The organism is Actinomadura sp. GTD37 (assembly GCF_041951365.1).
Classification (GTDB): Bacteria; Actinomycetota; Actinomycetes; order Streptosporangiales; family Streptosporangiaceae; genus Spirillospora.
Genome location: NZ_JBGNUS010000002.1, coordinates 134,095 through 147,327 on the forward strand (window position 1 = coordinate 134,095; position 13,233 = coordinate 147,327).

At 74.2% G+C, this 13,233-nt stretch carries 12 protein-coding genes and 1 pseudogene; 9 read left to right on the plus strand and 4 right to left on the minus strand.

Annotation, left to right across the window (positions count from 1 at the left end; translation table 11 throughout):
- Window positions 1-3: 3 nt before the first annotated feature.
- From ACA511_RS14730 to ACA511_RS14740, 3 genes are all read right to left on the minus strand, one after another.
- Window positions 4-1,236, minus strand: coding sequence for an acyl-CoA dehydrogenase family protein (locus ACA511_RS14730; protein WP_375024853.1), 1,233 nt, complete (start codon window positions 1,234-1,236; stop codon window positions 4-6).
- A 112-nt stretch (window positions 1,237-1,348) separates the two neighbouring features.
- Window positions 1,349-2,221, minus strand: coding sequence for an ABC transporter permease (locus ACA511_RS14735; RefSeq protein ID WP_375024854.1), 873 nt, complete (start codon window positions 2,219-2,221; stop codon window positions 1,349-1,351).
- Window positions 2,218-3,051, minus strand: coding sequence for an ABC transporter ATP-binding protein (locus ACA511_RS14740; RefSeq protein ID WP_375024855.1), 834 nt, complete (start codon window positions 3,049-3,051; stop codon window positions 2,218-2,220). Before ACA511_RS14740 ends, ACA511_RS14735 begins: the two co-directional genes overlap by 4 nt.
- 127 nt (window positions 3,052-3,178) lie before the next feature.
- On the opposite strand from ACA511_RS14740, the gene ACA511_RS14745 reads away from it, so the two are divergent.
- The 4 genes from ACA511_RS14745 (at window position 3,179) to ACA511_RS14760 (ending at window position 7,198) form a co-directional block, all read left to right on the plus strand.
- Window positions 3,179-4,123 (plus strand): LLM class flavin-dependent oxidoreductase, encoded by a 945-nt coding sequence (locus tag ACA511_RS14745; RefSeq protein WP_375024856.1) that lies wholly within the window; start codon window positions 3,179-3,181, stop codon window positions 4,121-4,123.
- Window positions 4,124-4,213: 90 nt separating this feature from the next.
- Window positions 4,214-5,008: an enoyl-CoA hydratase/isomerase family protein gene (locus ACA511_RS14750; protein WP_375024857.1), complete on the plus strand. Its 795-nt coding sequence runs from the start codon at window positions 4,214-4,216 to the stop codon at window positions 5,006-5,008.
- Window positions 5,009-5,039: 31 nt separating this feature from the next.
- Window positions 5,040-6,185, plus strand: a complete 1,146-nt coding sequence (locus ACA511_RS14755) for an acyl-CoA dehydrogenase family protein (protein WP_375024858.1) — start codon at window positions 5,040-5,042, stop codon at window positions 6,183-6,185.
- A 26-nt stretch (window positions 6,186-6,211) separates the two neighbouring features.
- The gene (locus tag ACA511_RS14760) at window positions 6,212-7,198 is read left to right on the plus strand and encodes a LysR family transcriptional regulator (protein WP_375025588.1); all 987 of its coding nucleotides are present in this window, start codon (window positions 6,212-6,214) and stop codon (window positions 7,196-7,198) included.
- A 162-nt stretch (window positions 7,199-7,360) separates the two neighbouring features.
- Here ACA511_RS14760 and ACA511_RS14765 read toward each other — a convergent pair.
- Window positions 7,361-8,026, minus strand: a pseudogene (locus ACA511_RS14765) (LysR family transcriptional regulator); the annotation flags it as partial.
- A 180-nt stretch (window positions 8,027-8,206) separates the two neighbouring features.
- Here ACA511_RS14765 and ACA511_RS14770 point away from each other — a divergent pair.
- Genes ACA511_RS14770 through ACA511_RS14790 form a run of 5 tightly spaced genes read left to right on the plus strand, consistent with a single transcriptional unit; the run spans window position 8,207 to window position 13,114 of the window.
- On the plus strand, window positions 8,207-9,103 hold the full coding sequence (locus ACA511_RS14770) for an SDR family NAD(P)-dependent oxidoreductase (RefSeq protein ID WP_375024859.1): 897 nt from the start codon (window positions 8,207-8,209) through the stop codon (window positions 9,101-9,103).
- Window positions 9,104-9,107: 4 nt separating this feature from the next.
- Window positions 9,108-9,968 carry a MaoC/PaaZ C-terminal domain-containing protein gene (locus ACA511_RS14775; protein ID WP_375024860.1) on the plus strand — a complete coding sequence of 287 codons (861 nt, stop codon included), beginning with the start codon at window positions 9,108-9,110 and terminating at the stop codon, window positions 9,966-9,968.
- Window positions 9,965-10,429, plus strand: a complete 465-nt coding sequence (locus ACA511_RS14780) for a Zn-ribbon domain-containing OB-fold protein (RefSeq protein ID WP_375024861.1) — start codon at window positions 9,965-9,967, stop codon at window positions 10,427-10,429. Before ACA511_RS14775 ends, ACA511_RS14780 begins: the two co-directional genes overlap by 4 nt.
- On the plus strand, window positions 10,429-11,556 hold the full coding sequence (locus ACA511_RS14785) for a thiolase (protein WP_375024862.1): 1,128 nt from the start codon (window positions 10,429-10,431) through the stop codon (window positions 11,554-11,556). Before ACA511_RS14780 ends, ACA511_RS14785 begins: the two co-directional genes overlap by 1 nt.
- Window positions 11,557-11,575: 19 nt before the next feature.
- Window positions 11,576-13,114 carry an AMP-binding protein gene (locus ACA511_RS14790; protein WP_375024863.1) on the plus strand — a complete coding sequence of 513 codons (1,539 nt, stop codon included), beginning with the start codon at window positions 11,576-11,578 and terminating at the stop codon, window positions 13,112-13,114.
- Window positions 13,115-13,233 lie beyond the last annotated feature (119 nt).

The following is a 13,233-nucleotide window of genomic DNA, read 5'->3' on the forward strand; positions in this document are numbered from 1 at the left end:
GGTTCACGCCTCCCGCCGGCCGGCGGCGGCCCCGCGCGCCGGACGCTGGTCGAAGGAGCGCCCGAGCAGTTCGGAGGCGATGCGGGTGCGCTGGATGTTGGGGGTGCCGCCGGCGAGCGCCCAGCCGTGCGCGTCCCTGTGCATCCGCTCCAGGCCGTACTCCTCGGAATAGCCGTTCGCGCCGTGCAGCATCATCGCCATGTCGGTGACCCGCTTGGCCATCTCGTTGGCGGCGCACTTGGCGAGCGAGACGTGCAGGGTGCTCGGGGCGCCGGCGTCCAGCCCGGCCACCGCGCGGTCGCGGAGCAGGCGCACCGACTCGACCTCCAGGAGCATGTCCGCGAGGGTGACCTGGACCGCCTGGAACTCCGCGATGGGCCGGCCGAACTGCTCGCGCTCCCGGACGTAGGCGATGGTCTTGTCCAGGGCGGCCTGCCCCAGGGCGAGGCTCATCGTGGTGTTGCCCAGCCGTTCGATGGAGAACATCGAGAAGAGGTCGCGGAAGCCGTCGGGCGGCCGGGCGACGATGTTCTCGACCGGGACCTCCACGTCGTCGAGGATCACGTCCGCGGACGGCAGGCCCCGGAAGCCCATCAGGCGCTCACGGGCCCCGAACGAGACGCCCTCGCGGTCGGCCTCGACGATCACGGCCCCGATGCCCTTGGCGCCCGGGACGTCGTCCATCCGGCAGTAGACGAGGTAGCGGTCGGCGTCCCCGCCGTTGGAGATCCAGCGCTTCAGGCCGCGCACCACGACGGTGTCGCCCTTGATCTCCGCGCGGGTGACCATGTCGGTGGCGGCCGATCCGGCGTCCGGCTCGGAGATGCCGATGGCGATCGCGTTGTCGCCGCTGATCACCCCGGGCAGGAACCGCCGCCGCTGGTCCTCGGTGCCGAGCCGCACCAGGTGCTGCGCCGGCCCGACGTTGGCCTCGAAGACCTGGAAGGCCGCGGGCGGCCATACCTTCGCCAGCTCCTCGACCACGGCCAGGGCCTCGGCGAACGTGCCTCCGGCGCCTCCGTACTCCTCGGGGAGGGCGATGCCCAGCCATCCGAGGGACCCCAGGTAGCGCCGTTCGTCATGGGTGATGGCGGTCCGGTCGCGGTCCCACCGCTCGGCATGGGGCGCGTAGCGCTTCTCCGCGACCTGGCGGGCGATCTCGCGCAGTTCGGACACGTCGGTCGGCGGGGCGGCGGGGCCCGGATCGGTGGCCCGCGGCTCGAATGTTGTGGTCATGCGCTGTGCTGCTTTCCCGTCTGCGGGAGCGCAGGGCCGTCCCGGCGCTCGTCGCCGAGCGCCGGCCGGTCCCGCGTGGTGGATGGGTTGGGTGCCGCGCCGGTGGCGCGGGTCAGCGGCTCTGGGCGTATTCGCTGTCCGCCCAGCGCGTCATGCGGGAGCCGAGAGAGCCGACCAGTCCGCTGAACAGGACGCCGACGATCGAGATGGTCACGACGCCGACGTACATCCGGTCGGGGACGAAGACCTGCCAGGCGTGCCAGGTGTAGTAGCCGAGCCCCTCGTGGGCGTTGACGAACTCGACGGCGATGACCAGCAGCATGGAGATGCCGGAGGCGAGTTTGAGGCTGGAGACGATCTGCGGCGTGATCGCCGGGACGATCACCCAGCGGAACCGCCGGCCGGGCGACAGCCCGTAGGACCGCGCGACCTCGTGGAACGCGGTGGGGATCATCATCGCGGCCGACAGGGTCGTGAAGGCGACGATGTAGAAGGTGCCGAGGGAGATGAAGACGAGCTTCGGCATCTCGCCGAGCCCGAAGAGGAGCAGGAACAGCGGCAGCAGCGCGAGCTTCGGAATGACGTAGAGCGCGCGGATGACGGGTTCGAGCATCCAGCGCAGCACCTTCACCTGGCTCATCAGGAGGCCGATGAGCACTCCGGCCAGCGATCCGACGACGTAGCCGACCAGCAGCCGGACGATGGTGATCCTGAGCTCGGACCAGAGCAGCCCGCTCCGCAGGTCCTCCTGCGCCTTCGTCGCCACCGCGCTCGGCTGGCTGAAGAAGCGGGCGTCGATCCAGCCCGACCGGGCCGAGACCTCCCAGGCGACGAGCACGCCGATGGGGATCACGAGGCCGAGCACGAGGCGCAGGACGCCGTCGCGCCTCGCCTGGGACGCCGCCGACCGCTGCTTGGGGTCGGGGCGGCGCTCGACCCAGCCGCCCTCGTTCCGGGAGACGCCCCGGTCCACCTGCACGGTCATCGGACGGCCTCCTCCATCGTCTCGACGTCGCCCTTGAGGTCGGCCCAGAGGTCCTCCTCGAGCCGCCCGAACTCCGGGTCCTTCCTCAGCTCCGCCGACCGCGGGCGCGCGAACGGGACGTCGACGACGCGGCGTACGCGCCCCGGACGGGCCGACATCAGGGCGATCCGGTCGGAGAGGAGGATCGCCTCGTCGAGGTTGTGGGTGACGAAGAAGACCGTGTGGTTGTGCTCGCGGACGATGGCGAGGAGCTCCTCCTGGAGCACTTTGCGCAGCTGCGCGTCGAGCGCGGCGAAGGGCTCGTCCATCAGCAGGATCTCCGGCTCGACGACGAACGCGCGCGCCAGCGCGACGCGCTGCTTCATGCCGCCGGACAGGTTGCCCGGAAGGACCTTCTCGAACCCGGCGAGGCCGACCCGCTCGATCCACTCCTGCGAGCGGCGGCGCGCCTCGGCGCGGTCCACGCCGGCGGCGTCGAGCCCCAGCCGCACGTTCGCCTCGACCGTGCGCCAGGGGAAGATCGAGTACTCCTGGAACACCGGGGCGACGAGCGGCCTGTCCCGGCGCTCGTGGTGGATCCGGACGACTCCGTCCGTGGGCTTCTGCAGACCGGCCAGCACCCGCAGCAGCGTCGACTTCCCGCACCCCGACGGCCCGGCGACCGAGAGGAACTCGCCGCGCCCGACGGTCAGGTGGACGTCGTCCAGGGCGGCGACGTCCGCGCGGCCGCGACGCCGATACCGGTACGACACCCCTTCGACGCGGATCTTGTCAGCGATCGGCGCAACGTCGCCCGCCGGGGGCAACTCGGAGCGCACGGCCTCAGTCATCGGGCCCCTCTCAGCATCGTCACGACTCGACTGATTCTATTGAGTGAAATTGAATTTCCCTGGTATGAATCATCTGTCTGTTTCGGTGCCCTGTCAAGGGTCACACCCCCGACGGAGAGGAACGCCCATGCGCCTGTGCGCCAACTGGCTCCCGCTTTCCCCCGACCTGACCCGGGAGGTGGCCGCCCGGTGCGAGGCGGCCGGCCTGTGGGGCATCGGGATCGGCGACTCCCCCAACTACGGAGAGCTCTACTCCGCCTGCACCGACGCGCTCGGCGCGACGTCCTCGCTGGTCGTGAGCACCAGCGTGACCAACCCCGTGACCCGGCACTGGTCGGTGCACGCCGGCGCCGTGCGCGCCCTGGCCGCCGCCCACCCCGGCCGGTTCCGCCTGGGGTTCGGCCGAGGCGACTCGGCCGTGCGCACCTTCGGCCTCCGGCCCGCGTCCCTGGCCGACCTCGAGAGCTTCGGGCGCTCGGTGGCGGACGCCGCGCGGGCGGCGGGCGTCGACCCCTTCCTGCTGGTCGCGGCCAGCGGTCCCGCGACCGCGCGCGTCGCCGGGCGCGTGGCCGACGGCGTCATCGCCGGCGTCGGCGCGGACCCCGTCGCGCTCCGCACGATCCGCGGGCGCGCGCAGGCCGCCCGCGGCGCCGCCGCGCCCCTGGAGGTCTGGGCATCGGTGCGGATCGCCATCGGACGGGACGGCGCCGAGGTCCGCGACCTGCGGCGCCGCCTCGTCCCGCGCGCGGTGAGCGCGTCGCACTTCGCCTTCGCGTCGACCTTCGAGGGCAAGAACGTGCCCCCGGAGTACGCCGGCGTCCTGGCCGAGCGCTATGCGTCCTACGACTACGGCTCGCACGGCCGCTCCGGTGCGACCTCGAACGCGGCGATGTTCGCCGACCGGCCCGACATCGAGGACTACCTGCTCGACCGCTTCGCCGTCGTGGGACGCGCGGACGCCTGCCGGGCCCGGCTGGAGGAGCTCTCGGCGCACGTCGACGGCGTCTACCTGTCACTGCTCTTCGAGGACGCGCTGCCCCAGATCGACCGGATCGGAGCGATGCTCGCATAGGCGAAGCGGTGCTCGCATAGGCGCAGTGACACCCCTGGGTTCGGCGGCAGGTCTTGGTCGGCGGACGCCACGGCCCCCTTGAATGACCCTGTGAAGCAGGAGAGCAGTCCCGGCGACGAGGTCCGACTCGCCTTCGAGGGTTCCGTGGCCACCATCACGATCGACCGCCCGGCCGTCCGCAACGCGATGGACAGGGACGGCTGGGCCGTCCTCGCCGACCACCTGGGGGCGGTCGGCCGGTCCGAGGCGCGCGTGCTGGTCCTCACCGGAGCTGGCGGCCACTTCTGCGCGGGCGCCGACACCTCGGCGGGGCGGCGCACCGACCTCCATCCCCTGGACCGCCTCGGCCACGTCACCGCACCGCTGGTCGCGCTGCAGGAGCTGCCGCTCCCCGTCGTGGCGAAGGTCGACGGTCCCGCCGTGGGCGCCGGCCTGAGCCTGGCGCTGGCGGCCGACCTCGTCGTGGCCACGACCCGGTCCCGGTTCGGGACCGCGTTCGCGCGCCGCGGGCTCTCGCTCGACACCGGATCGTCGTGGCTGCTGCCCCGGGTCGTCGGCCTGCAGACGGCCAAGCGGCTCGCCTACCTGGCCGAGACGCTCGACGCCCGGGAGGCCCACCGGCTCGGCCTGGTGACCTGGCTCGTCCCGCCCGGCGAGGCCGACCCGTTCACCGCCGACCTGGCGCTGCGCCTCGCCGCGGCCCCGCCCGTCGCCGTACGGCTCGACAAGGAACTGCTCAACCACTCCCACGAGCGGTCGTTCCGGGAGGCCGTCGCGGCCGAGAACGTCGCCCAGGCGGTCAACATGGGGACCGACTCCCCCACCGCCCGGGAGGCGTTCGCCCGGGGCGAGCGTCCCGCCTTCACCGGCCGCTGGCGCGGCTGACCCCGGCCCCGAGCAACCAAGGAGACATGCGATGCAGGCGTCGATCTACCGCGAGGAGCACGAGGACTTCCGGCGGTCGGTGCGGGCCTTCCTCGAGAAGGAGGTCGTCCCCCACTTCCCCGGCTGGGAGTCGGACGGCTGCGTCCCGCACGAGGTCTACCAGAAGCTGGGGGACCTCGGCATGCTCGGCCTCCGCGTGCCCGAGGAGTACGGCGGAGGCGGCGAGGACGGCTTCCTCTACTCGTCGGTGTGGTCGGAGGAGTGCAGCAGGGCGGGCGTCTCGCTCGGCGGCGCGGCGACGCACATGAACCTCGTCATCCCCTACATCCTCCGCCAGGGGACCGAGGAGCAGAAGCGGCGCTGGCTGCCCGACATGGTCGCGGGACGGCGGATGGGCGCCATCGCGATGACCGAGCCGGGCACCGGCTCCGACCTCGCGGGCATCCGCACGGCGGCGCGGCTCGACGGCGGCCACTGGATGCTGTCCGGCGGCAAGACGTTCATCACCGGCGGCATCAACGCCGACCTGGTGGTCGTGGTGGCGCGCACCAGCGAGCACACCGACCGGAGGGTGGGCCTCTCCCTCCTCGTCGTCGACGCCAACAGCGAGGGCTTCGGCCGGGGGCGGAACCTGGAGAAGATCGGGCTCAAGGCCACCGACACGGCCGAGCTGTTCTTCGACGACGTCGCCGTCCCGGCGGGCGACCTCCTCGGCGAGGAGGGGCGGGCCTTCCGCTACCTCGCGCACAACCTCGTGCAGGAGCGGCTCGGCATCGCCCTCGGCTCCCAGGTCTCGGCCGAGAAGGCGCTGCGGATCACGGTCGCCTACGTCAAGGACCGCACGGCGTTCGGGCGGCCCGTGTCGTCCTTCCAGAACACGAAGTTCGAGCTCGCCTCCTGCCACGTGGAGGTGACCGCCGGGCGCGCCCTGCTCGACCAGGCCATGCGGGCGCACGAGGCCGGCGAGCTCACCGCCGCCGAGGCGTCCACGGTCAAGGTCTACTGCACCGAGACGCAGAACCGGGTGATCGACCGGTGCCTGCAGCTGCACGGCGGGTACGGGTTCATGCGGGAGTACGAGATCGCCCGGATGTACACCGACTCGCGCGTCTCCCGGATCTACGGTGGCACCAACGAGGTCCAGCGCGTCATCATCGGCAAAGCGCTGGGATTGTAAGAGCGGACGGGGGGTCGGCCATCGAGCTGCAGCAGCTCCGCTACTTCGTCGCGGTCGCCGAGGCGCGGAGCATCAGCGGCGCGGGGACGGCGCTCGACGTGACCCAGTCGACCGTCTCCCAGGCGGTGCACGCGCTGGAGAAGGAGCTCGGCGCCGTCCTGTTCCACCGGACCGGGCGCGGCATGACGCTGACCTCGGCCGGGCACGGCCTGCTCGGTCCGGCGCGCAGGATCCTGCGCGAGACCCGGCAGGCCGAGGCCGCGGTCTCGGCCGAGCCGCGCCGCTGCGCGCCGAGGCTCGACATCGCGGTCCTGCCGCCGGCGCTCAACGGCCCGCTGTCCGAGGTCCTCGCGGCGTTCCTCCGGTCGAACCCCGAGACGGCCGTGCGCGTCCACGAGCTCGGCTCGGAGCAGGAGGCCGTCGACGTGCTCGCCTCCGGGACGGCGGAGGTCGTCGCGACGCGCCTCCCGCTCGACGCCGGACGCGCCGGCGACCGGCTCGCGACGCTGCCGCTCGGCGCGTACGACGTCTACGTCGCCCACCCCCCGGATTCCGGGGAGGGACCGGCCGCCGGCCATGAGCCGCCGATCGGCGTCGGCGAGCTGCACGACGTGCCGCTCGTCCTGATGCCGCCGCGTCCCACCCTGTCCGTCAGCATGGAGGCGGTGATCGAGGAGAGCGGGCCGCACCTCGTCCGGCGGGCGGTCGTCGGGCAGGAGGAGACCCGCACCGCGTGGATGCTGGAGGGCATCGCGGCGACCTTGCTCGGTTCACGGCGGGCGGCGGAGGCGGCACGGCGCGGAGCACGCCTGACCCCGCTGCGCGGGGTCGCCGGCCTCACGGTCGGCCTGGCGTGGGATCCCCGGACGACGTCGCCGGTGGCGCGCCTTCTCGTGGCCGCCGCGTACGCGGCGGCAACGCGATCTCCAGCAGCGCCCGGGCCGCCGGGGTCGCCCGCTCCGGGCGGCGGACCAGCCCGACCCGGCGGAACACCGGCGGATCCAGGGACCTGAGCTCCGCGTCCGGGAGGAGCCGCTCGGCGACGGCGCGCGACACGAAGGTGACCAGGACGTCCTGGCCCACGAGCTCCCACAGCAGCCGGCGCTGCGCAACCGCGGCTCCCCGAGGATCTCGGCCATGGTCCGCTCGCTGGCCGTCCGGCCGCCGGGCGCCCGCGCGAGCGCGCCCGACGGCAGGCCCGCAACGTGCGCGCGCGGCAACGGGTCCGGAAGCCCCGCGGCCAGGCCGGGGCCCGCCGCGATGACCAGCTCCTCCCGCGCCAGCTCGACGGTCTCGAGGGCGGCCTTGTGGACCGGGAGCTCGACCAGCCCGATCTCGGCCGCGCCCTCCGCGACCTCGGCCAGCACGGCCGGGACCGGTCCGGGCTCGGAGACATGCACCCGCAGGCCTGGATGGGCGTCCAGCAGGCGCCCGACCCAGGGGCCGAGCGGATGGATCGCCAGGGTGGAGGCCGCCGCGACGGTGAGGCGTCCGGCGTCGAGCCGCGCCACCCGGCCGACCCGGTCCCGCGCCTCCTCGACCTCGGCGAGGACGGACCGGGCCCGGACCTCGAGTTCGCGGCCGGCGTCGGTGAGCCGGAGGCCCCGCCCGACGCGCTCGAACAGGGCGACCCCGAGACGCTGCTCGAGCGTGCGCAGCGCCTGCGAGACCGACGGCTGCGCGACGTACAGCGCCTCCGCGGCGCGGGTGACGCCGCCGTGGTCGATGATCGCCACGAAGAAACGGAGCAGCCGCAGGTCCACGGCCGCACGGTAGTACAGGCACCCGCTGGTACAGGCACCCGGTGGTACCGGCACCCGGCCGCGCCGCGAAGGACCCATAGGCCCCGGCGATCGCGGCGACCGGGATCAGGTCTTTGCCACCGGTCGCCGCGGGCCGACAGAGTGCGGCCATGAGCGTCCCGCCCGGCGGGACGGCCTCCCCGGCCCCCGCAGGCCGGTGACCGCCCACGACTCCGCAGGTGCCGCGTCCCGGCACGGCGGCGAGAGGACCGCGCCCCGATGACCACTCCGCTCTCCACCGACGGATCCTGCTCCGGCCGGGTCGCCGTCGTGACCGGCGCCGGCCGCGGCCTCGGCGCCGAGTACGCCCGCCGCCTCGCCCGCGCGGGCGCCGCCGTCGTCGTGAACGACCTGGGCGTCGGCCTCGACGGCGCGGCCGACGGCACGACGCCCGCCGACGAGGTGGTCGCCGGGATCCGCGCGGCCGGCGGACGGGCCGTCGCCAGCGGCCACGACGTCTCGTCCTGGGAGGGCGCCGGGCGGCTCGTCGGGCTGGCCGTCGACGCCTTCGGCGACCTCGACATCCTGGTCAACAACGCCGGGGTGCTGCGCGACCGGACGATCGCCCGCATGACGGAGGCCGAGTGGGACTCGGTGATCCAGGTGCACCTCAAGGGCGCCTTCGCCACCACCCACCACGCCGCGAACCACTGGCGCGCGCGCCACGGCGAGCACCCCGGGCGCGTCGGCCGCCTGATCAACACGACCTCCGTCTCCGGCCTCTTCGGCAACGCGGGCCAGGCCAACTACTCGGCCGCCAAGGCCGGCGTCGCCGCCATGACGATCGTCGCGTCCCTCGAACTGGGCCGCTACGGCGTCACCGCGAACTGCGTCTCGCCGGGGGCCGCGACCCGGATGACCGCCGCGCTCGGCGGCGACCCCGGCGACCCGGCCCGCTCCCCCGGCTTCCCCGCCGCGGTGGTCGAGTGGCTCGCGTCGCGCCGCTCCGACGGCGTGACCGGCCGGGTGTTCCTGACCTCCGGCAAGCGCCTGTCGGTGGCCGAGGGCTGGCAGCACGGCGCCCCCGCCGTGCCGAGCGAGGACCTCGACGAGCTGGACGCGACGCTGCGCGGCCTCCTGGCGGCGGCTCGGCCCAACGCCGGCATGCGGGGCTGAGCCGATGCTCGACCGCACTTCGGTGGGCGCCCGCTCGGCGCCGCACACCCGGGCGTGGACGCCGGACGACGCGCTCCTCTACTCGCTGGCGCTGGGCGCAGGCCCCGACCAGCTCGACCTCGTCACCGAGAACTCCGAGGGCGTGGCCCAGCGGATGCCGCCGACGTACGCCGCGCTGCTCGCCGGCGGCAGCAAGCCGCTTCGCGGCCGGCTCGGCGGCTGGCCCGCCCACGCCGCCGTCCACGGCGCGCAGCGGATCGACCTCCCCGGCCCGCTGCCCGTCGCCGGCGAGGCCGAGGTCGTCTCGACCGTGGCGCGCATCACCGACAAGGGCTCCGGGGCGCTGCTGGAGATCGAGGCCACCGGCACGGACCGCGCCACGGGGACCGAGATGTTCTCCGCCGTGACGTCGCTCTTCCTGCGCGGCCAGGGCTGGGGCGAGCCGGAGCGCGGCACGGAGGGCGACCCGGTGCCGGACCGCGGACCCGACCTCGTCGCCGAGACGCCGACGGACCCGGCCCAGGCCCTCCTCTACCGCCTGTGCGGCGACCGCAATCCCCTGCACAGCGACCCCGCGTTCGCGATGCGCGCCGGATTCGGGAAGCCGATCCTGCACGGGCTCTGCACCTGGGGCGTCACCGCCCGGGTCCTGCTCCGGGAGCTGGAGGCGGCCGGTCACGCCGACCCGCTCGGCCGGGTGGCGTCGTACTCCGGGCGGTTCCGCGCACCGGTCACCCCGGGCGACAGGCTCACGGTCCGCGCCTGGCAGACCGGGGAGGCCGCCTGGGCGCACACGACCTCGGTCGGCGGGCGCACCGTCGTCGACCGCGGCGAACTGGTGCTGCGCCCGCGGGCGGCCCGATGAGCGGCGAGCCCAAACCGGTCCCGCGGCCGACACCCGAGACGCGGCCCTACTGGGAGGCGACCCGGCGGCGCGAGCTGGTCCGCCACCGCTGCGACGGCTGCGGCGCCGGCACCCAGCACCCGCGGGCGGTCTGCGCCTGCGGTTCGACGGCCCTGACCTGGACCCCCTGCTCCGGGCGCGGCCGGCTGTCGTCCTACGTCGTGGTGCACCGGCCCGAGCCGGCCTTCGCCGACGAGGCCCCCTTCGTCCTGGCCATCGTGGAGCTTGAGGAAGGCGTCCGGATGACCACCCGCGTCGTGGACGTGCCCGCCGACCCGGCCGCCCTCCCCCTCGGCATGGACCTTGAGCTCCGCTGGCTCGAACGCGGGGACGTGAACCTGCCGGTGTTCGCACCGGCAGCACCGGCCCGACCGGCTCGACCGGCCCGACCGGCTCGACCGGCCCGACCGGAGGGAGCGTGATGGGCGCGATCATCATCGGCGCGGCGGAGACCGACGTGCTCGGCCGCAACCCGGGCCAGTCCGTGCTGGGGCTGAACGTCGAGGGCGGCCTGCGAGCGCTCGCCGACGCGGACCTGGAGCCGGGCCAGATCGACGGCGTCGCCGGCGCCTACTCCCCGCACGGCGTCGCCCACGCGCTCGGGATCTCGCCACGCTGGATCGACTCCACCAATGTCGGCGGCTGCTCCTTCCTGATGCACGTCCGCCACGCCGCGGCGGCGATCGCCGCGGGGCACGCCACCCGGGTGCTGGTCACCCACGGCGAGTCCGGCCGGTCGCGGACCGGCGCCGTGCCGCGGCCCCGGGACCCGCAGTCGTGGACCGGGCAGTTCGAGGAGCCCTACGGCGCCCGGCCGCCGTACACCCGTTTCACCCTCCCCGCCCTGCGCTACCTCCACGGCGTCGGTCTCGACGAGACGGCCCTCGCGCAGGTCGTCGTCGCACAGCGCCGCTGGTCCTCACGGGTACCGCGGGCCGGGCGGCGGGACCTGATGACCGTCGGCGACGTGCTGGCGGCGCCGGCCCTCGCGTGGCCGTTCACCGTCCCGATGATCTGCATGCTGACCGACGGCGGCGGCGGACTCGTCGTCACCGCGTCCGAGCACGCCACGGCCGGGCAGCTCCGGCGGGCCGTGAAGGTGCTCGGCACCGGGGAGGGTTCCGATCCCCTGCTGGTGGCCCAGGCGCCCGACCCCGCCGGCGACTCCGCGGCCCGGCGCGCCGCCCGCGACGCCTTCGCGGAGGCGCGGATCGGGCGGTCCGAGATCGGCCACGCCATGGTGTACGACGCGTTCGCGCACCTGCCGCTGATCGGGCTCGAGTGCCTCGGGCTGGCGCCGGCGGGCGGGGCGGCCGAGATGGTCGCCGCGGGCGAGACGTCTCCGGGCGGCTCCCTCCCGCTCAACACCAACGGAGGCGGCCTGGCCTACACCCACACCGGGATGTACGGCATGTTCGCCATCCAGGAGTCCGTCCGCCAGCTGCGCCACGAGGCCGCGGCCCAGGTGCCCGGCGTGAGCACGAGCGCCGTCCTCGGGTACGGCGGGATGTTCACGGCTTCGTCCGTCCTCGTCCTCGCGCGCGACTGAAGAACACTACGGGAGGCCCATGGTGCGCAGCTTCTACGAGTACGCGGGCAGCGACCCGACACGGGTCGCCGTCGTCGACACCGACGGCCGGCGGGTCGGCTACGGCGAGATGCGGGACGACGCCAACCGGATCGGCAACTTCCTCTGGGACCGCGGACTCGCCCCCGGGGACACCGTCGCCTGCCTGCTGCCGAACTCCTACCAGTTGATGGCGGTGGTCCGCGGCGCGGCGCAGCTCCCGCTCCACCTCACCCCCGTCAACTGGCACCTGACGGCGCCGGAGATCGCCTATGTACTGCGGGACTCCGGGGCGAAGGTCCTCTTCACCGCGGATCCGTTCGCCGGGCTCGCCGAGCGGGCCGCCGCGGAGGCCGGCCTGCCGGCCGAGGCGGTCGTCGTCCTCGCGGTCGCGCCGGAGGGCTGCGCGGCGCGCCTGACCGGCCCCGTCGCCGCGGCGGCCGCGACGCCCCCGCGCGACCAGGCGGCCGGGAACCGGATGCTCTACACCTCCGGCACGACCGGCCGCCCCAAGGGCGTGCGGCGTCCGCTGCGCGGGATCAGCCCGGCCGAGGCCGCCGGCGCCGCCCTGGCCCGGGCCCGCCGCTACGGCGCGGACCACGAGGACGGCGTGTTCCTCGGGCTGGCCCCGATGTACCACGCCTCGCCGCTCGCCTACGCCGACCAGGCGCTCGACGTCGGTCACCGGGTGGTGCTGCTGGATCGGTGGAACCGCGAGCGGGTGCTCGACGCGATCGCCGAGCACGGCGTGACGTGGCTCTACCTCGTCCCGCTGATGATGCAGGAGCTCGTCGCCCTGCCCGAGGACGAGCGCGCCGCGCTCCGGGTGGGGAGCATCCGGTCCATCGTGCACACCGCCGCGCCGTGCCCGCCGCACGTCAAGCAGGCCATGATCGACTGGCTCGGGCCCGTGCTGGTCGAACTCTACGGCGGCACCGAGGGGGCGGCCACGGTGATCACGTCGGAGGAGTGGCTCACCCATGTCGGCAGCGTCGGGCGCCCGCTGCCCCACGTGAGCCTGCGGATCCTGGACGAGGACCGCAACGAGGTGCCGGCCGGCCAGGTGGGTACCGTGTACTTCAAGAACGAGGAGCTCGCGTTCGTCTACCTCGGCGACCCCGAGAAGACGGCCGCGTCCCGCCTGGACGGGCACGTCACGCTCGGCGACCTCGGCCGGCTCGACGAGGACGGCTACCTCTACCTCTCGGACCGGTCGGCCGACCTGATCATCAGCGGGGGCGTGAACATCTATCCGGCGGAGATCGAGCACGCGCTGCTGGAGCTCCCGGGGGTGGCCGACGCGTGCGTCGTCGGACGGCCGGACGAGAAGTGGGGCGAGAGCGTGCACGCGGTCGTGGTCGTCGACCGCTCCGGCACCCGCGACGAGGTCGCCGCGTCGCTGGACGCCGAACTCCGCGCCCGCATCGCCGGCTACAAGATCCCCCGCAGTTGGGCGTTCACGGAGGCGCTTCCGCGGTCGGCGGCGGGGAAGCTGCTGCGCCGTGAGGTACGGGAGGGCGTCGCGCCGCCCGCGCGGTGAACGAGCGGCGCGAACTGGACCTTTGCTGGAAGCGGCGTCCCCGGGCCTCGTCTTGTGGCACCGGTCACGCGGCGATAGATTTCATTCAGTAAAGGCTGGTTCGACTGAATAGAACGATC